This window comes from Acinetobacter sp. 789_lipA (assembly GCF_058242845.1).
In genome coordinates this window covers 3,112,427-3,137,489 of record NZ_JBZAYS010000001.1, presented here as the reverse complement: position 1 = coordinate 3,137,489, position 25,063 = coordinate 3,112,427, and the positions used below count along the sequence as shown (strand labels likewise).

20 protein-coding genes are annotated in these 25,063 nt (G+C 42.2%); 8 read left to right on the top strand and 12 right to left on the bottom strand.

Going from position 1 to position 25,063, the window contains the following annotated elements:
• The first annotated feature begins 52 nt into the window (after positions 1-52).
• The 5 genes from AC4CUZ_RS15455 (at position 53) to epmA (ending at position 5,578) form a co-directional block, all read left to right on the top strand.
• Positions 53-1,270, top strand: a complete 1,218-nt coding sequence (locus AC4CUZ_RS15455; protein ID WP_201950820.1) for an alkane 1-monooxygenase — start codon at positions 53-55, stop codon at positions 1,268-1,270.
• Positions 1,267-1,431 (top strand): rubredoxin, encoded by a 165-nt coding sequence (locus tag AC4CUZ_RS15450; protein ID WP_004693963.1) that lies wholly within the window; start codon positions 1,267-1,269, stop codon positions 1,429-1,431. The genes AC4CUZ_RS15455 and AC4CUZ_RS15450 overlap by 4 nt, the downstream gene beginning before the upstream one ends.
• A 623-nt stretch (positions 1,432-2,054) precedes the next feature.
• On the top strand, positions 2,055-3,227 hold the full coding sequence (locus AC4CUZ_RS15445) for an OmpP1/FadL family transporter (protein WP_201950822.1): 1,173 nt from the start codon (positions 2,055-2,057) through the stop codon (positions 3,225-3,227).
• A gap of 303 nt (positions 3,228-3,530) precedes the next feature.
• On the top strand, positions 3,531-4,598 hold the full coding sequence (locus AC4CUZ_RS15440) for a 4-phosphoerythronate dehydrogenase (RefSeq protein ID WP_201950824.1): 1,068 nt from the start codon (positions 3,531-3,533) through the stop codon (positions 4,596-4,598).
• Positions 4,595-5,578, top strand: a complete 984-nt coding sequence (gene epmA, locus AC4CUZ_RS15435; RefSeq protein ID WP_201950828.1) for an EF-P lysine aminoacylase EpmA — start codon at positions 4,595-4,597, stop codon at positions 5,576-5,578. Before AC4CUZ_RS15440 ends, epmA begins: the two co-directional genes overlap by 4 nt.
• A 52-nt stretch (positions 5,579-5,630) precedes the next feature.
• Here the strand turns inward: epmA and AC4CUZ_RS15430 are convergent, their stop codons facing one another.
• The 6 genes from AC4CUZ_RS15430 to ahcY all read right to left on the bottom strand — a co-directional run bounded on the left by AC4CUZ_RS15430 (position 5,631) and on the right by ahcY (position 15,574).
• Positions 5,631-6,854, bottom strand: coding sequence for a multifunctional CCA addition/repair protein (locus tag AC4CUZ_RS15430; protein ID WP_151835901.1), 1,224 nt, complete (start codon positions 6,852-6,854; stop codon positions 5,631-5,633).
• An 83-nt stretch (positions 6,855-6,937) separates the two neighbouring features.
• Positions 6,938-9,217, bottom strand: coding sequence for an NADP-dependent malic enzyme (locus AC4CUZ_RS15425; protein ID WP_078426787.1), 2,280 nt, complete (start codon positions 9,215-9,217; stop codon positions 6,938-6,940).
• A gap of 139 nt (positions 9,218-9,356) precedes the next feature.
• Positions 9,357-12,233, bottom strand: a complete 2,877-nt coding sequence (locus AC4CUZ_RS15420) for a bifunctional diguanylate cyclase/phosphodiesterase (protein ID WP_201950831.1) — start codon at positions 12,231-12,233, stop codon at positions 9,357-9,359.
• A 181-nt stretch (positions 12,234-12,414) separates the two neighbouring features.
• The gene (locus AC4CUZ_RS15415) at positions 12,415-13,131 is read right to left on the bottom strand and encodes a 16S rRNA (uracil(1498)-N(3))-methyltransferase (protein WP_125273044.1); all 717 of its coding nucleotides are present in this window, start codon (positions 13,129-13,131) and stop codon (positions 12,415-12,417) included.
• A 40-nt stretch (positions 13,132-13,171) separates the two neighbouring features.
• Positions 13,172-14,008, bottom strand: a complete 837-nt coding sequence (gene metF / locus AC4CUZ_RS15410; RefSeq protein WP_087010755.1) for a methylenetetrahydrofolate reductase [NAD(P)H] — start codon at positions 14,006-14,008, stop codon at positions 13,172-13,174.
• Positions 14,009-14,191: 183 nt separating this feature from the next.
• Positions 14,192-15,574 (bottom strand): adenosylhomocysteinase, encoded by a 1,383-nt coding sequence (gene ahcY, locus AC4CUZ_RS15405; protein ID WP_125273045.1) that lies wholly within the window; start codon positions 15,572-15,574, stop codon positions 14,192-14,194.
• A gap of 221 nt (positions 15,575-15,795) precedes the next feature.
• Between ahcY and AC4CUZ_RS15400 the strand changes: the two genes are divergently transcribed.
• Complete coding sequence (locus AC4CUZ_RS15400) at positions 15,796-16,329, top strand: cysteine peptidase family C39 domain-containing protein (RefSeq protein ID WP_114837006.1); 534 nt, start codon at positions 15,796-15,798, stop codon at positions 16,327-16,329.
• Between the two features lie 20 nt (positions 16,330-16,349).
• Positions 16,350-17,300, top strand: coding sequence for a DUF4424 family protein (locus AC4CUZ_RS15395; protein WP_201950833.1), 951 nt, complete (start codon positions 16,350-16,352; stop codon positions 17,298-17,300).
• 271 nt (positions 17,301-17,571) lie between these two features.
• Here the strand turns inward: AC4CUZ_RS15395 and AC4CUZ_RS15390 are convergent, their stop codons facing one another.
• The 4 genes from AC4CUZ_RS15390 to AC4CUZ_RS15375 form a co-directional block, all read right to left on the bottom strand.
• A complete protein-coding gene (locus AC4CUZ_RS15390; protein ID WP_171500545.1) occupies positions 17,572-18,090 on the bottom strand; it encodes a tetratricopeptide repeat protein in 519 nt (172 codons plus the stop codon).
• A 79-nt stretch (positions 18,091-18,169) separates the two neighbouring features.
• Positions 18,170-18,508, bottom strand: a complete 339-nt coding sequence (locus AC4CUZ_RS15385; protein ID WP_151835894.1) for a DUF3325 domain-containing protein — start codon at positions 18,506-18,508, stop codon at positions 18,170-18,172.
• A complete protein-coding gene (locus tag AC4CUZ_RS15380; protein ID WP_151835893.1) occupies positions 18,505-20,232 on the bottom strand; it encodes a PepSY-associated TM helix domain-containing protein in 1,728 nt (575 codons plus the stop codon). Before AC4CUZ_RS15380 ends, AC4CUZ_RS15385 begins: the two co-directional genes overlap by 4 nt.
• Before the next feature lie 7 nt (positions 20,233-20,239).
• Positions 20,240-20,590: a hypothetical protein gene (locus tag AC4CUZ_RS15375; RefSeq protein WP_126036008.1), complete on the bottom strand. Its 351-nt coding sequence runs from the start codon at positions 20,588-20,590 to the stop codon at positions 20,240-20,242.
• 273 nt (positions 20,591-20,863) lie between these two features.
• Here AC4CUZ_RS15375 and AC4CUZ_RS15370 point away from each other — a divergent pair, with 273 nt between their 5' ends.
• Positions 20,864-21,124 carry a hypothetical protein gene (locus tag AC4CUZ_RS15370; RefSeq protein WP_004980661.1) on the top strand — a complete coding sequence of 87 codons (261 nt, stop codon included), beginning with the start codon at positions 20,864-20,866 and terminating at the stop codon, positions 21,122-21,124.
• A gap of 97 nt (positions 21,125-21,221) precedes the next feature.
• Here AC4CUZ_RS15370 and AC4CUZ_RS15365 read toward each other — a convergent pair whose 3' ends face one another.
• Together AC4CUZ_RS15365 and lipA are read right to left on the bottom strand one after the other, a co-directional pair.
• Complete coding sequence (locus AC4CUZ_RS15365) at positions 21,222-23,696, bottom strand: acyl-CoA dehydrogenase (protein ID WP_201950835.1); 2,475 nt, start codon at positions 23,694-23,696, stop codon at positions 21,222-21,224.
• A 291-nt stretch (positions 23,697-23,987) separates the two neighbouring features.
• Positions 23,988-25,001, bottom strand: coding sequence for a lipoyl synthase (gene lipA, locus AC4CUZ_RS15360; RefSeq protein WP_004693928.1), 1,014 nt, complete (start codon positions 24,999-25,001; stop codon positions 23,988-23,990).
• Between the last annotated feature and the right edge of the window lie 62 nt (positions 25,002-25,063).

The following is a 25,063-nucleotide window of genomic DNA, read 5'->3' as shown; positions in this document are numbered from 1 at the left end:
GATTTTACCAATAATGAGCAAGCGTTCTATCTAAAATAAAAAGGAGTTCCGCATGAATGCACTGACCTTGCTTGAGCAGCAGCACAGTGAACATCAGTTTAAGGATAAAAAACGGCATTTATGGTTATTTGGTTTGGCGTACCCGTGTATTGCTATGGGTGCTTTGGCAGGCTATCAGTTTGGCCCCAAAAAATTACGTTCGGTGTTTGCCTCGACAGGCCCGATTTTTATGCACGTGGTCATGCCAGCTTTGGACAAATTGATTGGTGAGGACAGCGAAAACCCACCTGATGCCGCAATTGCAGCCTTAGAGGCCGATCCCTACTATGCCCGTATTTTGAAGTTGTTTATTCCACTACAATACACTGCCAACTTATATGCTTTATACCTCGCCAGTCGTGATAGCACTCCAACGCATGATCGTGTGCTTATTGGTACGTTATTGGGTGTATTGAATGGTGTCGCGATTAATACTGCACATGAGCTGAGTCATAAACCGAATAAATTAGAACAAATGTTGTCGCATTTGGCATTGGCACCGACGGCTTATAATCATTTTCGAATTGAGCATCCTTATGGGCACCATCACCGTGTGGCGACACCTGAGGACCCAGCTTCTTCGCAAATGGGCGAGTCTTTTTGGCAGTTTTGGCCGAGAACGGTTGTGGGCAGTTTTAAGTCGGCAGTTGAAATTGAAACTCGACGTTTAGAGCGCCAAGGTCTTGGTTTTTGGTCACTCAAGAATGAGTTGTTGCAAGGTTGGGCGATGTCAGGGCTTTATCATGCGGCGATGCTGAAATGTTTTGGGAAAAATATTGCGGTCACCCAAGCCACTCAAGCTTTGTACGGTATTACGTTATTTGAAGTCGTAAATTATATTGAGCACTATGGCCTAAAGCGGGAGCAGCTTGAAAATGGCCAATATGCACGCACCCAGCCAGAACATAGTTGGAACAATAACAACTTGGTGACTAATCTATTCTTGTATCAGTTGCAGCGTCACTCTGACCATCACGCTTACCCAACGCGGAGTTTTCAAACCCTAAGAAACTATGACGACGTACCGCAGCTTCCAGCAGGTTATGGAGCCATGATTTTACCGGCACTGATTCCGAAGTGGTGGTTTAAATTGATGGATCAACGGGTGGTGGAGCATTATGCCGGTGATTTCAGCAAAATGAATATTTACCCTAAAGCCAAACAGAAAATTCAGCAGAAGTTTGCGGGATTGTTCGCTCAGTCATCCTCTATACATGAGGACTTAACATGAAATGCTATCAATGTTTGGTTTGTGGATGGATTTATGATGAGCAACTCGGATGGCCACAAGAGGGAATTGCCGCGGGTACGCCATGGCGAGATGTCCCCGAGAACTGGAGCTGTCCTGACTGTGGGATATCTAAAGCTGACTTCGATATGGTCGAGATTTAAACAATAGATTTGAATGCATTCTGTATAAGGTGCTGCTACGGACTGTGGCCGCACCTAAAACCTTTCTATTTGATAATTTATTTTGCTAAACCATTCTAGAACCATTCTTTCGCATGGTTGCTCTGCGCTTTAAGACTGCTAATCTTCTGAAGCAGATTGAATGCTCCGTCTCAGAGTGAAAATCGTAAGTCATGTTTTAAAGAAACCCACTATTAAGGACGATTGTGGGTTTCTTTAAAATCTAAAGCATATTTAAAAAAGATCGATGCGAAATCGAATGATAGTAACGAGATAAAACGTTCGAAAATAACAGAGATAGAAAAGTCTTGTAGTGGATTACAAGAGAACAAAGCTTAAAAGGATGTATAGCTATGATGAATCAGAAGAACAGAACCGCTGTTATCAATTTTCAAATCCAATTAACACTGAAATGTGTATATCCAAGCATACGTTATTTATCCCTCACAAATACGCCATAAAAGTCGTCGAGTTTTATACGCCTTAATACATATTTGAGGCCAACAAAAAGGATTAAGTCATCCAAGATTTAATCAAATATGGTGAGTGCTTTTCATAGGAATGGTCGGCATTTGCTGTTTTAAAACGCAACTAAAGAAATAGAAATGAAATTGAATCAGAAGTATCTCATTGGGGCGATACTGTCCGTATGTGCAGGCCAAACCTATGCTACGGGTCTTGAGCGTTCTCCACAACAAATTGATGCTTTGTTTGAATCTGGCACCTATGCAGAAGTGGGCTACACGCATATTTCACCAGACGTGACTGGTAAAGATGCCAGTGGTAATAATATCTCTGATATGGCTGAAGACTTTCAATCACTTAATTATGCAGTAAAAACGGACATCAATCCGAAGTTACGCCTTGCGGTGATTTATGATGAACCTTTTGGTGCCAAAGTAAAGTTTGAGGGTGATAATAATTTCATTGCAACAAACCATCCAGCAGCAGATGCCAATACGCGTGTAGATGTTAAATCGAAAAACATCACAGCACTTTTAGGCTATAACCTAAATAAAAATGTCATGATTTATGCTGGCCCAGCACTTCAACAGCTTCAAGCCGATGTTCATTTACGTGGTTTAACTTATGGACCAAATAGTGGTTATAACAACCATTTTGATGATATAGCTGTCGGTTGGGTTGCAGGTCTAAGCTATGCTAAACCTGAAATGGGGATTTTGGCCTCATTAACCTATCGCTCGGAAGTTGAGCATAAAGCAACGATTAAAGAAGATGTTCCTTTGGCAGATATTGTATTTGCAGGAGATTATTCACACAGTAACTCGGGCACGATCACGACTCCTGAGTCTATCAACTTAAACCTGCAAACAGGTCTGAATGCGACCACAGCAGTTTATGCAAAAGTCCGTTATGTGCCGTGGGGGGACTTTGCCTACTATCCTCCAGTATTAAAAGCATCTACTACAGCTGCATTGGGCAAAGGTTTGCCTTTAGTTGACTATTCAGAAGATCAAACCTCAGTTGAACTGGGTGTTGGTAAACGTTTGACACCAAAGCTCGCGATTTCTGTATCAGGTTTATGGGACTCTGGTGCAGGCGACCCTGCTCCAACTTTAGGCCCAGTAAATGGCTATTGGGGCGCTGGCTTGGCAGCGAAATATAATATCAACCAAAAGTTGGCGTTCAGCGTAGGTGGTCGCTATATGTGGTTTGGTGATGCGGAAGGTGAAACTTCGGATCGTCGTATTGTTGGCGAGTTTGAGGACAATACAGGCTATATCGTGGGGATGAAACTCTCTTATAAATCTAAATAATTATCTCGCTTATTACTTGCTTGAGGTTTTGCCTTCTCTCTGAAATGTTGGGAGAAGGTTTTTTTATAACAGTATTAAATTATTTGTCTAGTTGTTTGTACTATCATAGCGTTTACGGAGTTGACTTTATATTTTTCAGTATTTTGAACGAAGTAAATCTATATTAAACAATTCTTTAAAGTATTCGGTTTTTTACCATGAAGATGAAACATCGTGACTGTTTATTCAGATGTATTGCAGAGCAACATAGTGTTGAGCTTGTGCAACGGTTATCATAGAGTCAACAAAGCGTTGGAAGACATTATGAAAATCGTGGCAGATGAAAATCTCGCATTTACCGATTATTTTTTTGCCGAATTTGGTGAAATTGAGCACAAAGCAGGGCGTACTTTAACACATGCCGATGTTGTAGATGCCAAAGCACTGTTGGTGCGTTCCGTAACTCAAGTCAATCCAGCATTAATCAATAACACCACACTTCAATATGTGGGTAGTGCAACCATTGGTACAGACCATTTAGATATTGAAGCCATTGAGAAACAGAATATTCAATGGGCGAATGCCGCAGGTTGTAATGCGCAGGCGGTGGCTGAATATGTAATTACGGCTTTACTCCATCTCAATCCAGTATTGCTGAACGCTAAAGAAAGTTTTACTTTGGGCATTATTGGTCTAGGAAATGTCGGTTCTCGCTTAGCTTATATGGTCAAACTATTGGGCTGGAATGTGATCGGTCATGATCCTTTTGTACAGCAAGATGCGATTCAGCAGGTCGATTTAAATGCCTTATTAAGTACTGCTGATGCGATTTCATTGCATGTGCCCTTAACCAAAACAGGATCACATCCAACCTACCATTTGTTCAACGCCGAAGCTTTCGCTGCGATGAAAACGACAGCAATATTGATTAATTCTGCGCGTGGGCCTGTAATTGAAGAGCAGGCTTTATTGGCCGACATCGAAAAAACACAGCGTAAAGTGGTACTAGATGTCTTTGAGCATGAGCCTGTGATTTCTGAACAAGTGTTGAATGCTGTGAGTCTGGTGACGCCACATATCGCAGGTTATAGCTTAGAAGGCAAAGCGCGTGGTACACAAATGATCTATGAGGCTTTCTGTAAAACCTTTCAGTTTGAAGCACATAAAAGTTTCGAGTCGCAGTTGCCTGTATGTGCTCAATATTTTGAAGGCCAAGATTTGAAATCTGTACTTCAACAGCATTTAAGGGAAATCTACCCGATTGCACGAGATGACCAAGCCTTACGTGCTTGCTTAAAAGAGGGGATGATTGACCAAAAAGCCTTTGATCATTTAAGAAAGACTTATCCATTACGTCGTGAATGGGCTGCACAAGGAGGGCCGAAGGCATGAGTCAGGACGTGATCCATTATCAGCCAACCTGTGACTTAAAAGCCATGCGAGCGCGTGCGCAAATGTACAGCCAAATTCGTCAGTTTTTTGCTGAACGTGAAGTGCTTGAGGTTGAAACCCCGATTTTATCTCAAGCTGGTGTGACCGATGTGCATTTGGCTTCGGTTCAAGCACAGCGCCATCTACAAGGCAAACAACAAACGCATTATTTGCAGACCTCACCTGAGTTTGCCATGAAGCGCTTATTGGCCAGTGGTAGTGGGCCGATTTATCAAATCTGTAAAGTTTTCCGTGATGATGAACATGGTCGTAAACACAATAGTGAATTTACCATGCTGGAATGGTATAGACCGAATTTCAGTTTGAAGGATTTGATGTTTGAAGTGACAGACTTATTGAATGTCACATTAAAGCAGCGTTTTGGTGAGGTTCGCCCTACCATTTTGAGCTATAAGCATGCGTTTATGGATCGTTTGGATTTGAACCCACTGCAAGCCAGTTTGAAGGAGTTAAAAGACTGCTGTAATCGCGTGGGTTTAAATTTGGACTTGGGTGATGACCGACTTGGCTATATCGATTTGCTCTTTTCACATTTTGTAGAGCCAAGCCTAGGTTTTGATACGCCCGTATTTCTAACCGATTTTCCACCAGAGCTGGCCTCGCTTGCCAAAACTAAAACGGATGAAGATGGTGAATTAGTTGCAGCACGTTTTGAGCTGTATATTGAAGGTTTGGAACTCGCCAACGCATATGATGAGTTGATCGACGCGGAGGTGTTACGTTCACGTTTTGAAGCCGATAATGCTGAACGTGAAAAGTTAGGCTTACATGCGATGCCGATCGATGAGTTTTTATTGGCTGCTTTGCCTCAAATGACCGCATGTGCAGGTATTGCTTTAGGTGTGGATCGTTTGTTAATGATTGCAACTGAACAGATGCAGTTGGAAAAAGTAATTACCTTTCCTGCATCCATTTCTTAAGTGAAATTAAATAAAGCGCCGATTGTGGCGCTTTATTTGAGTCGATCAAGGTTTAACTGTATTGAGCCTTTAACTCTCCAATCGCGTGTATTCGACGTTCAATCAGCATTTCACCAATATCAGGGCCTTTGATATCCGCAGGCAGGTCTTGTGCTTTGATATTTCGCACCACATCCATCACCTTTAAAATATATGCAGACTGTGGGTATTCACGATCTTCAAGCCCTAAACGACCACGTGAGTCACATTCACAAGCTTGTACAAAGGCTTCAACCCGTTCTGGACGACGTAGTACATCTAAGCGTTGCAGTAAGCGCCACAAAGTGCCTGGTTTTAAGGTCAGGGCTTGATGACATTTCAAATGTTCTTTACAGACCGTAATTGCGAGCTGCTTCATCTGCGTTGGAACTTTTAGGCGCTCACACACTTCTGTCACAGGCTTGACCCCACGTTCTTCATGCATGATATGACGCGGTAGCTCGTCCACAGGTGTCAAAGCTTTGCCTAAGTCATGTACTAAAACAGCAAAACGAACATCCAGTGCGTAGTTGGCACGACACGCTTGTTGTAAGGACATCATGGTATGAATACCACAGTCAATTTCAGGGTGATATTCAGGGCGCTGTGGAATACCGTAAAGGGCCTCGATTTCTGGAAAAAGCACTTTTAAAGCACCACAGCGACGTAGCACTTCGAAGTATTCATCGGCATGATCTTCCATCAGAGCACGAGAGGTTTCTTTCCAAACGCGTTCAGGAGTCAGTGCCTCCAGTTCACCCGAGTCTGCGAGTTGTTGCATCAGTGCCAACGTTTCTTCGGCCACCGTAAATCCTAGGGTTTTATAACGTGCAGCAAATCGTGCAACACGGAGGACGCGTAGTGGGTCTTCTACAAAAGCATCAGAAACATGCCTTAAAACACGGAGCTCTAAATCGCGTTGGCCGCCATAGGGGTCATACAGTGTACCTTCCGCATCCATGGCGATGGCATTGATGGTAAGGTCGCGTCGAATTAAATCTTGTTCTAAGGTAACGGTACTGTCGGTATAAAACTCAAAGCCATGATAACCCTGTCCCGACTTACGTTCGGTGCGGGCAAGTGCATATTCATCTTTGGTTTCAGGATGTAAAAAAACAGGAAAATCTTTACCTACAGGTTGGAAACCCTGGGCAAGCAGTTGTTCAGGCGTTGCACCGACAACTACATAATCTTTTTCGTGATAGGGGTGACCCAGAAGCTGATCTCGGACCGCACCGCCTACTAAATAAACTTGCATGAAAAAACCTCTATTCTTGCAGCCATCATGCTACAGAATAGAGGTTTTCTCAAGTCACAAGATACGAGTATAACGACAAACAATTATTCGCCGTTTTTCTCCGCTTCTTGAATTTCCGCTACAGTCAGCGCAGTCATATTCACTAAACGACGTGTTGTTGCTGTCGGTGTAAGAATATGAACTGGTTTCGCTGCGCCAAGTAGGATAGGGCCAATGGTAACATTATTACCTGAAGTTGATTTCAACAGGTTAAATGAAATGTTGGCTGCATCCAAGTTTGGCATGATCAATAGGTTCGCAGAACCTTTGAAGCGCGAGTTTGAGTATGCAAAGTTACGGATGTTTTCATCCAATGCCGCGTCCGCATGCATTTCACCTTCAACTTCAAGTTCTGGCGCGATTTGCGTCAAAATCTCAAACACTTTACGCATTTTTTGCGCACTTGGATCAGTTTGATCTGAACCGAAGCTTGAGTGAGAAAGTAGAGCAACACGTGGTGTCATACCAAAACGACGTACTTCTTCAGCAGCTAAAATTGTCATTTCAGCCAACTGTTCAGCTGTTGGGTTGGTGTTGACATAAGTGTCAGCAATGAACAGGTTACGGTCTTCAAGCATTAAAGCATTCAATGTAAAGAAAGAGTTGTGACCTTCTTTTTTACCAATGATGTTTTTAACGAAGTCTAAGTGAATGTCGTAGCTTGAATACGTACCACATAGCATACCGTCTGCTTTACCATGTTTCACTAACATCGATGCGATCAAGGTTGAACGACGACGTGCTTCACGTTGTGCATATTCAGGTGTTACACCTTTACGCTGCATAAGCGTGTAGTAGTCATCTGCAAACAATTCGTAGTCAGGATTTTTTTCTTGATCCACAATAGTGATGTTCACACCATGTTCAAGACGTAAGCCTAACTTTTTAATGTTTGCTTCAATAACCGCAGTACGACCGACTAAAATTGGTTTTGCAAGATCTTCATCGACCGCAATTTGTACTGCACGAAGTACACGTAAGTCTTCACCTTCAGCATAAGCAATACGTTTCGGATCAGATTTTGCTTGAGCAAAAATAGGTTTCATCATCAGTGCTGAGTTATAAACAAACTCAGAAAGACGTTGACGGTATGCAGAGAAGTCTTGAATTGGACGACTTGCAACACCTGAATCCATGGCCGCTTGTGCAACAGCAGGTGCAATTTCTAAAATCAGACGCTGATCAAGTGGGCGTGGAATTAAGTAATCACGACCAAAAGATGCAGATTTTTCACCATAAGATGCCGCATCTGCTTCAATGTGTGCCATACGCGCAATCGCATAGACACATGCAATTTTCATCTCTTCATTGATAGTGGTTGCGCCTACATCAAGAGCACCACGGAAAATGTAAGGGAAACAAAGTGCGTTGTTTACTTGGTTTGGATAATCTGAACGACCTGTTGCCATGATCACGTCATCACGAACTTCGTGTGCATGTTCAGGCAGAATTTCAGGATCTGGGTTGGCAAGTGCGAAGATAATCGGATCTTTCGCCATTACTTTAACCATTTCTTTGGTTAAGATACCCGCAGCAGATAAGCCGAGGAACATGTCTGCGCCTGCAATCACGTCAGCCAGTTGAGTGCCTTCAACATCTTGTACATAACGTTTTTTAGAGTCGTCTAGACCTTCACGTTTTGTTGTAAGTAGACCTCGTGAGTCTGCAACAATAATATTTTCTTTTTTTGCACCAATGGCACAAAGTAAATCTAGGCAAGACAGAGCTGCAGCCCCTGCGCCTGAAGCGACGATTTTAATTTCGTCAATTTTTTTGCCATTCAATTGCAAAGCATTCAGCAAAGCAGATCCAACGATAATGGATGTACCATGCTGATCATCGTGGAACACAGGGATATTCATACGTTCACGAAGTTTTTGTTCAATATAGAAGCATTCTGGTGCCTTGATGTCTTCAAGGTTGATGCCACCAAAAGTCGGTTCTAATGCAGCAACAATATCGACAATTTTGTCAGGATCATTTTCTGCAATTTCGATGTCAAATACATCAACACCTGCGAATTTTTTAAATAAAACGCCTTTACCTTCCATGACAGGTTTAGAAGCCAGTGGACCAATATTACCTAGACCCAAAACGGCAGTACCATTTGTGATTACGGCAACAAGGTTCCCACGTGCAGTATAAAGCGCTGCTTTTGAAGGATCTTTTTCAATTTCAAGACATGGTGCTGCGACACCAGGTGAATACGCCAAGGCTAAATCGTGTTGGTTGACCAGCTGCTTGCTAGGTGTAACGCTGATTTTCCCTGGGGTTGGGAATTCGTGATAATACAAAGCTTGCTGTTTTAATGATTGATCGTCCATCTGAATCTCTTTGTAGCGTGGGTTAGCCAGCGGAGCTGGTAGTTTTTAGTAGACAAGACCGAATATACCATTAGTTGCTGGCATATCCCAGTGATAGCTGGTGCTTTTTAAGGCAAACTTAGAGCTAAAACAGTCTGATTTATATTAAGTATGTATACGAGGGTGTGTCGAGATGATCTCTTAAATATTGGGTAGCATCGAGCTGCGGAAGAGGTTTGGAAAATAAATAACCTTGCGCGATATCACATTCTAAGTTTTGTAGGTAACTCAGTTGTTGTTCGGTCTCAATTCCTTCCGCCACCACGGTCATACCCATGGCTTTCCCCATGGCAATCATGGCGCTCACAATGGCTTCTTGTTTGCAGTGCCCAATTTTTGAAATGAAGCTTCGATCAATTTTTAAAGTATCGATTGGGAAGTCAGTCAGATAAGACAGCGATGAATAACCTGTGCCAAAGTCATCTAAAGAAATATGAATGCCACGCGATTTGATGGTTTCAAGGAGGTTCTTCACCGCTTCCGAGTTTTCAACCAAAGTGGATTCTGTAATTTCTAATTCGAGGCTACTACCACTGATTTTATATCGATCAAGGGCTTCATCTAAGTCCTTTAAAAGCTGTCCACGTTGTAATTGTTGGGCAACCACATTGACCGAAACGCAGATATTATCAAAACCCAATTTATTCCATTCTTTGATTTGCTTAGCGGTTTGTAAAATTACAATGCGGCCAATATCTGAAATTAAGCTGGTTTTTTCTGCCATCGGAATGAATAGACCCGGTGGGACGATGCCTTTGGTCGGGTGATTCCAGCGTACCAACGCCTCAAAACCATAAATCTTCTGATTGTGAAAGTTGATTTTGGGTTGGTAATAAACCACCAACTCATTGTTTTGTATTGCTAGCCTTAAATCGCGTTCTAAATAAATTCCTTCTTCTAATGCAACGGTATTGCTCAGGCTGTAGAACTTGGTGGCATTTCCACCTAAACGTTTTGCTTCACTCAGTGCTTGTTCTGCACAGTTGTTTAAGTAGTCCAGCTGACGACCATGTTCAGGGTACTGCGAAATCCCCATTGAAAGCGTAATAATGTGCTCTTGACCAAAAATATCAAAAGGTAGGCTAAAGGCTTTGTTAATGCGATCAATATGTTCCTGAACGGAGGGGCGAATATGAGAGACCTCATATACAATTGCAAAATCGTCACCATTTAAGTGAGCCACTATCAAGGCTTCAGCATTGGTTAAACGAAGGCGCTGGGCAACTTGGCGCAGCAGTTCATCTCCGCCATTATTGCTTAAGAATTCATTCAATGGGCGGAAACGGTCGATATTGAGCCGAATAATCGCCAGTTGTTTAATGCTGTCTTGTTGAGAAACCAAATACTGATGAAGCTGATAGTTATAGTAAAAACGGTTGGGCAAATCGGTCAGCGTATCGTAGTTTTCTAAATAGGAAAGACGCTGTTCTTGTAGTTTACGCTCGGTTAAATCGGACACGATACCAATATAATGCGTGACACGATCTTGCTCGTCGGTAATGGCATTCAGATGCATCCAAATACACAGCTCTTTGCCTGATAGGAACTTTTCATTAAGTTCACCGTCGTATTCGCCTTTTTTTAGGAGCTGTCCAATGATTTGGTTATGTGTGCTGCGTTGATGCGACTTATAGTTTGCAACAATATCAAACAGATGTTTGCCATTAATTTGTACAGCTTCAAAGCCAGCCAAACGCTCAAAGAACGGATTTACGTCGATATAACGCAGGTCTTCATCTAAGATGAAAATCCCTTGTTCAGCTTGTTCAAGGACGCTCGCTGCTAGTCGAAGACGTTCTTGGTTGCTTTTTTCATGTTGAATATCGCGTCGAATACCGACCATTTGTAACGGTTTTTGATTGATTGGATCGCGAGCAATGACGCGTCCCGTGTCATGTACCCAGTACCATTTCCCGTTATTGTGTTGCACACGGTAAGTCGCTTCATAGCGGTCTGAATGACCCCGTAAATGACTTTTCATTGCAGATTTAAACGGGGCAATATCATTTGGATGAATTAGGTACTGAAGCTGAAGTTGATGCTCTGTGGAATTTTTAAGTACTTTTTCTTGTTTGTGATTGGTCAGGGAAATGAGCCGATCTTTAATATTCCAATCCCAAGGACGGATACCTGAAATTTCATGGGCAAGCGATAGGTTTTCTTGCTTATTTTTTAAGTCTTTATTGATTTGATTTACGTCAAAGGTTCGTTCACGTACTTTTTGCTCAAGTAATTGATTATTCAGTTGTAACTGTTGTTCAATTTCTTTGGATTTATTCATTTCGTTTTGTAGCTGTTTGCATAAATCATCGGTCCAAGCGACTTGTTTTTCAGCTTCTTTTTTCAACTCTCGATTTTTAATTGAGAGACGGGATAAGTGCTGATTAATACGGTTGGTGGCATTGGCACAGAGCAAAATCACAATCAGAATAAAGTTCACAGCAAGGTGAAAAAGAGTATGATTGGCATCGAAGTTGATAAATTGCGAGAGGACATAAGGGGTGATAGACGGAATAAAAACCAAACAAAAATAACTGATGCGTTGCGTTAAATAGGTGAGGCAAACGGTCTGTGTGACAATCACTAAAAGTGCAGATAAGAGTAGGGCATTTGTATAGTTAAAATTGCCAGATAGGCTGGGTAAGTAGTAGTAGATACATACGACGCCTGCTGCAACCAAAAGACCAATACTTAAACAGATGCCTTGAATCCAGCGGTGTGCATGTTTGGCAGAGTGATTTTTCGGGTTGAAATACACGGTGTTCACGAGCCAAAAAATACTGAGAATAAACTCGGAAATAAAAAACCACAGGTTAAAATAAAAAGAATCTTGAGAAAAATTATAGTGATATGCACAGAAAATATAAAAATTAAGAATCAGTAAGCTACTGATGAGGAAACGAAGATGGCTAATGGAATGCGATATTTGCGCAGTCTGCAAGTGCCGATCAAGATTTTCTGTAGAAATATCTGGCATGAATCGCGAAACCTTATTTTTTTTATGACCCAATGGCGTTGTGTTGTGTCTTTTTTCAAATTTAAATGCATTGTGTAAAACACAATCAATTTATATTTTGATATAAGTCAAGGGTAATATTGTTGTACATCATAATCAATATATTAACAGAACAAAAGGGTGACTCTGCTGTTTATGTGATTTAAATCACTAAATTGTAGTTGAGGATTGACAAAGCGACGACAGGTGCTGTCTCTGTACGTAATACACGCTCACCAATACACCAGCTGATAAAACCGTGCTCATTGGCTGTTATAATTTCAGCCTCACTTAAACCACCTTCAGGCCCAATGAGTAGTGCAATGTTTGGTGTCGCATGTGCCAATACGTCGAGTTTTTCTTTATTTGGGGCGAGTACAAGTCGCGTCGCAGGTAATTCAGATGCAAGCCATTTTTCCAAACTAACTGGTGCAAGAATTTTTGGCACAAGATTCATGCCACATTGTTCGCAAGCCGCAATGGCAATGCCTTGCCAATGATCAATCTTCTTTTGGTCGCGGTCATATTTCAAACGCATTTCACAACGTTCAGACGTTAATAGTTGAATTTCGGAAACGCCTAATTCAACTGCCTTTTGAATGACATAATCCATACGGTCACCTTTACTCATGACTTGACCGAGTAAAGTTTTAAACGTAGGCGTACGATTGGTTGGGTTAAAAGCAGTGACCTGAACTGATGCTGACTTTTTAGCAACGTCATTTAAGGTCACTTCATATTCGCCGCCTTGTCCATTAAACAAAGTAGCCGTTTCACCGACTTGAGCGCGCAAAACTTTGACCCAATGGTGAAACACAGTTTCAGTCAGTTCGACAGTGTGATCAACATTGAGTTCTGCTTCCATAAAAAAACGAGGCATTCGGTTTTACTCTCAAATAGGGTGAATCTAGTTTAAATGCTTATGCTAAACCGAGGTCTAGTACAAGCTGGCGGGTAGGGTCAGTGGTGTTCATGGTGTAGAAGTGCAAACTCGGTGCGCCACCTGCAATCAGGCGTTCACAAAGTTTCACAATCACTTCATGACCAAATGCTTTGATGCTGGCAGTGTCATCACCATAGGTTGCCAGTTGCTTACGAATCCAACGTGGAATCTCAGCGCCTGTACCATCTGCAAAGCGAATCAAGTTGCTGGCATTGGTAATTGGCATAATGCCTGGTGCAACTGGAATGTTCACACCTTCTTTTTGAATGCGATCGACAAAGTAGAAGTAGGCATCTGGATTAAAGAAGAACTGAGTCAGTGCGGCATTCGCACCTGCATTGGCTTTGTCGCAAAAGCGTTGAATGTCTAGGTCAAAACTATCTGCTTGAGGGTGCATTTCTGGATAAGCGGCAACTTCAATTTTGAAATGATCGCCCGAATGTTCACGAATAAAGCGAACCAAATCCGTGGCATAAGGTAATTCGCCTAGGCCAACTTGACCTGAAGGTAAGTCACCACGCAGCGCCACAATACGGTCAATGCCTTGATCTTTATAAATGTCGAGTAACTCTGCAATACGTGCTTTGTCATCACCAATACAAGACAAGTGAGGGGCAACAGGTGTGCCTTTACCATTGAATTCAGCAATGGCTGCTAAGGTGCGTTCACGGGTTGAACCGCCTGCACCATAGGTAATTGAGAAAAACTCTGGGTTTAGCAGCTGTAATTCTTGGTGTACGACTTTCAGTTTTTCTGCGCCCGCATCCGTTTTGGTCGGGAAAAACTCAAAAGAAATAGGAATGTGTTTCGACATGTTCAAATCCTTTTTATAAATGCTTTTTATTTAGACCTCTTCCGAGCCCTCTCTTGCGCATAGCTTTAAAGCAGTGCTTAAAACTCGCTTCACAGGAGAGGGGACTTTCACTATAAATTGAATTAATAATGAAAAGTCCCTTCTCCCACTGGGAGAAGGCTAGGATGAGGGGAAATATAAAACTTAGTATTTATAAGTATCTGACTTGAATGGGCCTTCAACAGCAACGCCCAAGTAATCTGCTTGTACTTGAGTCAGTTGAGTCAAAACACCACCAAAGCCTGCAACCATTGCTGCCGCAACTTCTTCATCTAATTTTTTAGGAAGTAGTTCTACGCGAATCGAGGCTTGCTTCTGATCTTCTGCAAGATCCGCAAATTTTTCAGCGAACAAGTGCATTTGACCTAGTACTTGGTTGGCAAAAGAACCATCCATAATACGTGATGGGTGACCCGTTGCATTACCTAGGTTAACTAAACGACCTTCAGAAAGAAGGATCAAGTAGTTATTTTCATCTTCTGAACGATAAACTTGGTGAACTTGTGGCTTCACTTCAACCCACTTGTAACCACGTAAGTAGTTGGTGTCGATTTCAGTGTCAAAGTGACCGATGTTACATACCACAGCGCCTGCTTTTAATGAATCAAGCATTGCAGCGTCGCATACGTGGTAGTTACCTGTTGTTGTTACGATCAGGTCAGTATTTTGAAGAAGGTCTGCATTTACATCTTCTTTTTTACCAGTCTGTACGCCATTTTTGTATGGAGATACAACTTCGTAACCGTCCATGCATGCTTGCATCGCACAGATTGGATCGACTTCAGTGACACGTACAATCATGCCTTCTTGACGAAGTGATTGCGCAGAACCTTTACCTACGTCACCGTAACCGATCACAAGCGCACGACGACCAGATAAAAGCATATCCGTACCGCGTTTGATGGCATCATTCAGTGAGTGGCGGCAACCATATTTGTTGTCATTTTTAGACTTAGTTACTGAATCGTTGACGTTGATTGCAGGAACTTTCAAAGTACCGTCACGAAGCATTTCATACAGACGTTGAACACCTGTAGTCGTTTCTTCAGTTACGCCGTGAATTTTTGCAATTACTTCAGGGTATTTTTCATGAACAAGGAGGGTTAAATCACCACCATCATCCAAAATCATGTTGGCATCCCAAGGTGTGCCATTTACATTGATTTGTTGTTCAAGACACCACATGTATTCTTCTTCAGTTTCGCCTTTCCAAGCAAATACAGGAACACCAGAAGCCGCAATTGCAGCAGCAGCATGATCTTGAGTCGAGAAGATGTTACAAGAGGTCCAGCGAACTTCTGCGCCTAATTCAACTAGGGTTTCAATAAGAACCGCAGTTTGAATGGTCATGTGGATACAACCAAGGATTTTTGCACCAGCAAGTGGTTTTGCAGCAGCATAACGCTTACGTAGGCCCATAAGTGCTGGCATTTCTGCTTCAGCAAGTTTGATTTCTTTACGGCCGTAGTCAGCGAGTGAAATATCAGCAACTTTGTAATCTGTAAATGAAGCAGTAACCGCGTTCATCACGATCTCCTAATATAAAAAATTGATCATTCAGTTCGCGGATGCCGTTGTTGATTCAAAAGGGATTTGAACCGGATCGTCGAGCCTAGCGATTTCACATTTATGTACCTGTGAAAAAGTCGCAGCATCCCTCGACTAGCGAAGTATTGTACTTGGAAATTGATTCAGTTCCAACGATGTTTTGTTTATTATCAACACAATCATCTTTTTTGAATTGTGTTATGGCTTTGAATATCCCTGAATCCTTAATGAACCTTGAAGCTAATGGCGGTATTTATGCGGTATGGATGCTACTCCAGCATTTATATATCGATGCGGATATTGAACAGTTGATAGAGGTCTGTGGTTACGATGCAGAAAACGGAACGACAACCATTGGCTTGGCAGTCGGATTAAAGAAATTTGGCTTTGATGTTCAATTTTATACTGATGAAGACCCAGAGCTTCAAGCACAAGAAAAATTGAGTTATGCAGAAGCTGAGCAACTAAACCTGCCAGTTTTAGCGGCCATCAATTACCAACAAATTCAACAGGCATTTGAGCAAAATAAATTTATCATTGTCTATTATGATACTTTAGATGGCATTGGAAATCATTCACTGGTTTATTCTATAGATGAGCAGGAAATCTGTTTCTTTGATAGTTTTGATGCGATGCCTGCATCTGTATTTGAACAGCAACGTCAAGTCGAGGGCATCTGCCGACAAGTGATCGTGCTTGATCATTCAAGCGCTCGCATGGAAACAGCACAATAAACATGAAAAGGAGGCATTAAATGAAAAAAATCCTTGGACTATGTGTGTTCATCTCTATGCAGATCAGTGCGAATGACAGCACGGGTTTTGTGGCAACGGGCGGTGTGCAATATCTGAAAAATCCAAAAATCAGTATGCAAAGTGAAGATTTGTTTATCAGTAAAAACATCATTCGGGTGAATTACCAATTTAAAAATCTTACAACTCAAGATATTACGGAAACTGTTTTATTTCCCTTGCCGCGTGTGGGCAGTTCGCGTGAAAGCGATTTTGCGCATACCGAACAATTGATTCAAAGCTTTAAAGTACAAGCCAATGCACAAAAGATTCAGCCAGAAACGCATGTGCGTGCATTTTTACCCGCTTTAACAGCAAGTGGGGACTTCAATTCCAATGGCGAAGTTGTCGATGTGACTACGGGTTTGAAAAAATGTGGTTTTTCCGATCGAGATTTGATGTATCCGTGGTTATTGCAACAAGACTCTACGCTTAATCAGCGTTTGTATCGTTGTCAGGACAAAACAGTGCAGCAGCTTTTAAAGCCCTATCAGGCGGATGATGAAATTTATTGGGAATCGCAAATTATTTATAGTTGGCAGCAGAAGTTTAAGGCCAATGCGTTGACCCATGTACAACATGAATATATGCCATTGGTCGGTGGTTCGGTCTCTTTATATCCTGAAGAGGATGAGAAGATCTATTGTATGGATCAAAACTTTAAAGCAGGTTTGAAAAAGGCCAAGTCGCAATATGCACCTTATCAAGCCTTGGGCTATATCTTAAAAACGGGTGCAAATTGGGCGAAACCTATTCAAAGTTTTAAACTGACCATTGAGCGTGACCCGAATGAGCTGGTTTCATTTTGTTGGAAGGGTCAGGTGAAAAAGATCAGTTCGACACAATTTCAAATGACAGAAAAGAATTTTGTGCCGAAGCAGGATTTAGAGATTATTTTTGTGCGTAAGTTTTAAGTCCAATTTTTTGGGCGTTCTTTTGTTTCGGCAAAAGAACCAAAAACATTTGTCTTCCGAAAAATCTGTTTACTTTCTGAATGCAGAGCGCCTTTTGTTGCAAAAAACAATTCATTTTAAAGGCGACTACTTCGTCTTACGCTGCAAATAAAAGCATTGCTTTTAATCTTGCTGAGGTTGCGGATGACCTTATGGCGTATCGAATGAAATTTAAAAAATGCCAGTCAGTTTATTCACTAACTGGCATGACATCAAAGGATGGGCTTTTTACTTATTCTTGCTCTGCGGCATCTGCTTTGTCGTGCCAGTATTTGGCTTTTGCTTCATCAGCATCGACACCTAGCGCATTTTCATAAATGAATGCCAAGTCACGCATGGCTTGAGCTTCACCCAGTTCCGCTGCTTGTTGTACCAGTTCAATCGACTTAGCGCCATCCTTTTCAACCACATCACCACGACGGTAAAAACCAGCCAACTCTAATATTGCAGTAGGGTGTTTGAGTTCAGCGGCTTGTTTTAACCAGTGATGTGCATGTCCAAAGTAGGTTTCAGCTTCGCTTGGATCTTCTTCGCGAAGTTCTTTGGCATAAAAAGCATAACCTTCACCCAGCCAATACATGGCTTCCACATGACCCAATGCTGCTGCTTTAAGCGCCCATTCTTCTGCAAACGTAATGTCATCTTCATTTTCACTTTGCATATACAGTTCAGCAAGTTCAAATTGAGCGTCACTATTACCTGTTGTTGCAAGGTTGACCAATTCAGCAGGAATTTTAGGAGATTTAGGCATACAAATAACCAAAGATTTAAACTGTGGATAGCCTAATGCTTTCAAGTAAAAAAGCCAATCCGAAGATTGGCTTTTAGGTTCAGATCAGGTGCAAAGTTAGGCTGAATATAAATAAGAGTAAAACTGAAACAGCGATATTCTTAATTTTTTGTTCAAAATAACTTAAGCAAAGTCCAACAAACAGTGCAGCGAAGCTAATTACGCCGACCCAATAACTGATTTCGGTGCTCCAATGCCCTTGCGTTAAGCAAATGAACAAAGAAACAATTAACAGTAACCAACCCACAGTGGTTGCTAAGCGTGTTTGCTGAAGTGTCAGTTCTTTGCTAAAGATTTGCTTTTGATGTTTAGACATACTGCTGGCAAGTGCAAAAAAACCTAAAGTTGCTAAAGTCCAAATGATCAGAAACCAAATCATGCTTCGGCCTCCTGAAGGGGTGCTTTCACTTTTTTATTCGGCAAACCTTGATGTTTTTTCACTTTGTCATAAGCGAAATAGAAGATCACTGCCATTACCCACATGGCTAAATCAACCGATGCAATCATCCACTGGCCTTGCGCAATGCTGTTCCACAAAGCTTGACCACCTGTCATCAAGTTGACCACTGGCAGCAGGGCGAAAGCGAGTGTTGCCAATAAAAGTAAGTCTAACCATGCTTGGCGGTGGGTACGGAAAATGGCATAAATTAGCGTGAGTAACCATACGGTAAAGAAGCTACGAATTTCCCAGTTCAGGCGCATTTCTACATCTGCAGGAATGAAACGGTTGGCATAAAAATATGCCGCGCAGGCCAAAGGCAAACCAATAATGGCCGCAATATTCAGGACTTCAACCAGTCGGAAACCAAACGATTTATAGCCTTGTTTCTGCTGTTGGGGTGCACGTTTTACACACCAAAGGATCAGACCTGTCGCCACCATGAGCGTGCCTAAAATACCTGAGCAGAATAATAACCAACGCAGTGCTAAGTCGAGGCCACGCGCTTCGTGTAAGACGGTGACCACGTTATATATGCCACTTGGAATCGATGGATTTTTGATTCGTATATTTTTATCCGTTTCATCTTGACCCGTGACCCCATTATAGTTGAGGGTTGCATACACATTGCGATGCGCGACGCTTTCAGCACGCAAGGCACGCAACTCAATTTTGGCTTGGTCTGTATTGGGTGAAATAATGTTAATTGAAGCAATTGGATTGTCTTTCCACTGTTGTTGTACCGCCACCATAATTGGTGCTAAGTGTGTCAGTGGCGCAGGGCGGAGTTCGGGTTTTGGACGTTCCTCACCACGACCTTCTATATGTTCACCGCGTTGCTGTCCGCGTTCTCCACGAGCCGCTCTTTCGCCTTCGCGTTGACCTCGATCTTCGCGCTGCACATCTTCAGCCTTTTGGGGCTGTTCAATCATGCTGGCCTGTTGGTCACGTAAAAACTGTTGTCGATTTTCATACGCTTGGTTAATTCCCCAAGGCATGAACATAAACATGAGCAGTAGTAGGCCACTAAAGGTAATCATTAGATGAAAAGGCAATGCAAAGACAGCGGTTGCGTTGTGTGCATCTAGCCATGAGCGTTGACCTTTGCCAGAGCGAAAGGTAAAGAAATCTTTAAAGATTTTTTTATGGGTAATGATGCCGCTAACAATTGCGACCAACATGAACATGGTGGCAATCCCGACCAACCAACGCGTCCAAAGGCGGGGTAAACCGTACAATTCAAAATGGAAACGATATAGGAATCCACCACCACGCGTATCCCGTGGTTCAATCACTTCACCAGTCGCACTGTCTAAGGTGAGGCGTGTTCCACCACGACGTGCTTTCGGGTCTTCACCAACGGCACGAATAGTCACTTCAGTTGTGGTTTGGCGTGAGTTGGGTAGTTGAATATTCCAACTGCTTGCATCTGGGTGGTTTTTCTGTAAATAGTTGAGCGCGACCTGCATTTGTTGCACTTGAGATTGTGCGGGGACAGATTGATGTGTTTCTGGTTTCATCCAAGTAGAAATTTCATTTTGGAAAAAACTCAGGGTTCCAGTCACAAAAATTGCATACAGCAGCCACCCTAAAATGAGACTGGCCCATGTATGCAACCACGACATGGATTGGCGCGGTCCTTCCGCTTTTTGATCAACACGCATTGAAAAACTATCCTAAAAATTTGAGTAGGGCATACAGTGCAATACATGGCACAGCAATGCCGAGCGTTGCTTTTAAGGTTTTTTGAACCATAAAGACCCAAATAAAGGCAGCACAGTTAAGACAAAATGCAATGAGTGTGGCGCTCATGGCCGCATTCACAGGATTTGTAATAAAGACTTTAGCAATGGTTAATGCAGAGAGTGCAGCAAGGAGATAACCTCCAAGCAAGGCAAGTGCAAATCGATACAACACCATCAGACGGTAGCTAAGTGGTGTGTCGACTTTCTTCTTTTTGGCAGGCTTCGGACGGACTTTTTCCGAATGAACCAAGGCATCAATTTGAGTGGTGCTATTCATGGAAGAGAGTTGGTGTATTAGTAAACGATATCGCAAATGATAACAATTATTATTTAAATAAAATAGATGGTAACTTTATTTATTTTTTCTGTAACGCTAAGTGAGTTTGGTGAACAGAAAAACTTGGATTGTAGTCGCTGCCTTTTTAAATAGATTTGATTCTTATTGTTATTTCTCTAAGAAATGGCTACACAGTGTTACCAAATCACGTTATACGCTGTTTTGTTCTGCGTTAGTTTCATAGTCAATACTTGGGCGAATTTGGAGGAAAAGATGGCTGCTTTTATTAATGCCGAACAGGCAAAAATTATGTCCAACCAAGCGTATTTAGATATTGAAGTCTATAAATTACGTTTAGCCTCACTAATTGAGGAGAGTGCGAAACAGGGAAATACTGCGGTATTTACCGTATTGCCAAAACATTTACCCTTAGAAGATATTCGTCATCTTTCAGCAGAACTTACCCAACTGGGATATCAAGTCCGTTTGGAAGTGGAAGAGTTCTACTATCGTTTAAACGTGTATTGGATTTAAAACTTCGCTTTGAGGTCTTGGTTTATATTGTGTGGATAAAATAAAAGCCCGTAAACGGACTTTTATCTTTTAGGAGTTTCAAAAACCGATGAGAGGGTTATGGTTGAATATCGGAAGCTTTTGTATGGTAGGGATTCTTTAAATCTAGTGTCTGTTCAAGCTCATGATCGAAAATATCGGTGAGCATACTGTCGAAGCGTTGAGCATTGTAATGAATCAACTGATCCGCTTCCTCGGAGCGGATGAATCCTGTTTCAAGCGCATGTTGGATATGTGATTCAAAATCTAAGCCTTCAAATTGTCCTTTGGACTCCGCTTTTTTAAACTTCGTCCACAGTGGATCAATCTTTAATGCTGCTTGGAAGGCATTTTCCATACGCCCAAAGACGTCATTGGGATCGGTATTATAAAAAACATGCTGCTTCAGTTGTTCACGGAAAGGATTATTTTCCATAATAGCAAGTCCTAATTGCGTTTTTAGCTGATCACTTGGTTGCTGGGCAACACGACCAAAAGGGAAACAGATGAACTTGACCACACAAGCTGCGGCTCGCATAGGAAAGTTTGCGAATAGTCCATCAAATGCATCTTGAATTTGGACAAATGCTTTTTCTAAAGCCAGTTGAACATGCTGTTGTTCCACCTCACTACGTTGTCCTTTTTCATAAAACTTCAAAATAGCGGTCGCGATAAATAGATGGGCATGAATGTCAGCCAAACGCCCTGAAAGCATTTCTTTGCGTTTAATATCGCCTGCAAGTAAGCCTAAACACAGGTCTGCGGTTAAAGCAAAGTTTGCACTGTAACGGTTAATGGTTTTGTAAAAAGGACGCGAGAAAGCATCTGTCTGTGCGGAAGCATCTGAAGGGCCACCGAATATGCCATAACTGAATGAACGGGCTGTTCGGTTAAAGGTATAAGCCAAATGTTTAAAAAGTAGCGTATCGAAAGGCGCTAAAGCTGCCTTTGTATCTTCTGCTTGGAGGAGTTGTAGCTCTTCATATAAATAAGGATGACAGCGCATTGAGCCTTGACCAAAGATCATTAAAGAACGGCTTAAAATATTGGCCCCTTCAACGGTAATTGAAATGGGGATGGCCTGATAATTCAGTGCTAAAAAATTGCGTGGCCCCATTTGTACCGCCCGACCACCAACGACATCCATCCCATGATTGACAATTTTACGCATGGTTTCGGTGGCATAGTATTTGGCCATAGCTGTCATCACAGCAGGTTTTCCACCTTCATTTAAACCACAAGTCACCATATAGCGAAAAGCTTCTAACATATACGCACCGCTGGCAATATCACTGGTGGCTTCTTGCACGCCTTCAAAATGTCCTACAGAAATTTTAAATTGTTGGCGAACTTTGGCAAAAGCACCGACACTTAAATAGGCCATTTCAGCTGAAGCAGTGGAGAGCGCTGGCAGGGAAATCCCACGACCTACGGCTAAGCATTCCATCAGCATGCGCCAACCTTTACCTGCATTTTCCACCCCACCAATAATCCAATCGAGTGGGATAAAAACATCTTGTCCATCGACCGTGCCATTCATAAAGGGTGAACCAGGATTATGTCGCGCACCGACTTGGACACCGTCATGACTGGCAGGTAATAATGCGCAGGTGATGCCATATTCAGTTTTGCTTGCATCGCCTAATAGTCCATCAGGGTCATAGAGTTTAAAAGCGAGACCAATCACAGTCGCAATAGGCGCCAGTGTAATCCAGCGTTTTGAAAAATTCATACGTAAACCGAGTACTTCTTGGCCTTCAAACACGCCATAGCAGACCACGCCTGTATCAGGGATTGCACCCGCATCTGAACCAGCCTCAGGACTGGTTAAACCAAAGCAGGGGATTTCTTCACCCTTAGCGAGTCCTGGTAAGTAGCGTTGTTTTTGTTCCTCAGTTCCATAATGTAAAAGCAATTCACCTGGGCCTAGAGAGTTGGGCACCATACAACTGACCGCAGTGGTCAGTGAACGTGAAGAAATTTTGCTCATGATTCGGCTTTGTGCAAAGGAGCTAAACGCACGACCGCCGTATTCTTTGGGAATAATTAAACCTAAAAAGCCTTGTTCTTTGATGTATTGCCATGCCTCAACAGGAAGATCTTTTAAGTGGTGATGAATTTCCCATTCATTGAGTAAACCACAAAGGTGTTCAACTTCATGATCTAAGAAGGATTGCTCTTCAGCGGACAGAGTTGGATAGACATAACCATCAAATTTTTTCCAGTCAGGCGCACCCATAAATAATTCTTTTTCCCACCAACTAGTGCCGGCATCCAATGCTTCGCGTTCGGTACTGCTCATACTCGGCATGGCTTTGGCTAAAGCTTTATAGGCAGGTTGCGTGATTAAAGACTTTCGTAATGGATCAATAACCACAATCAGGCTGAGAATAATTAAGGGCAGACCTAGAAGTAATGACCACGGACTGATAAAAATAGCAGCGAAGAGGGATGCAAAAATAATCATTGCAGTTGCCATTAAGCGACTGAGTTCAAAATAAAAAACAGCCCAGAGGATACAGATTAAAAACAGAATGGCGAAAATGAAACCCATTGAAACCTCCCGTTGTTTACACCGTGAGGTCAGTCATACGTTTTATAGAATTCCACGGAAAATAAGGCAAAACGTAGACTAAAAAGGTGTAATAAAATGAATTTGATGTGATGTGTAGCATCACGATTATTTTAGACTTTGAATTAGATTAGGATGTTTATTGAACAATGACTGTGTTAGAAATGTATGAATACGTAATTGAAAAATATAAAGAACGAAGATCGTAATAAAAAAAGCCCTCATATGAGGGCTTTTAATTCTTGCGTTTTAACTGTTTAACACCACAGCAAATTAAGCTTCAATCGTTTGGACCGCAATCTTTTTCGCAGGATCTGCTTTGCGACGTACTGCTGGTACAGGTTCGCCATAGTATTGACGGTCAGCGAAGTAGCTTGAACGAACCATCGGCGCTGCCCAAATATTTCTAAAGCCCAACTTTTGACCATGCGCAGTGTAGCGTTCAAACTCTTCTGGTGTAACGAAGCGGTCAATCGGCGCATGCTCTTTAGAAGGCTGTAAATACTGACCAATTGTTACATAGTCAACGCCATGTGCATGCAAATCATCTAAAAGTGAAATGACTTCTTCTTCAGTTTCACCAATACCGACCATCAAACCACATTTGGTTGGAACGTCAGGGCAATATTCTTTAAACATTTTCAATAGATTTAAAGAGTGTTGGTAGTCTGAACCTGGACGCATCGCTTTGTATAAACGCGGTACCGTTTCAATGTTGTGGTTAAACACATCAGGTGGACACTCAGTCATAATGCGAAGCGCAATGTCCATACGACCACGGAAGTCAGGTACCAAAATCTCAAGTAAAGTATTCGGGCTTAATGCACGTGCTTCTTTAATACAGTCAACAAAGTGTTGTGCGCCACCGTCAAGTAAGTCATCACGGTCTACAGACGTGATCACGGCATATTTTAAACCTAAGTTTGAAATTGTTTCAGCCATGTGACGTGGTTCGTCTGCGTCAAGTGCATTTGGACGGCCATGTGCCACGTCGCAGAAAGGACAACGACGTGTACAAATGTCACCCATAATCATAAAGGTTGCAGTACCGCCACCAAAACATTCAGGTAGGTTTGGACATGCAGCTTCTTCACAAACGGTATGAAGTTTTTGTTCACGTAGGGTTGATTTAATGCGTTGCACTTCTTCGGGTGCTGCCATTTTCACGCGAATCCAATCCGGCTTACGTGGCGTTTCAACCGTAGGAATAACTTTTACAGGTATACGCGCGACCTTTTCTGCGCCACGAAGTTTGATACCCTGCTCAGGTTTACGGTTTTCAGACATATTCAACTATTCCACTGTTTTTGACGGGGGAGATGCTAAAAATAGCAGTATTAGTATAGCGG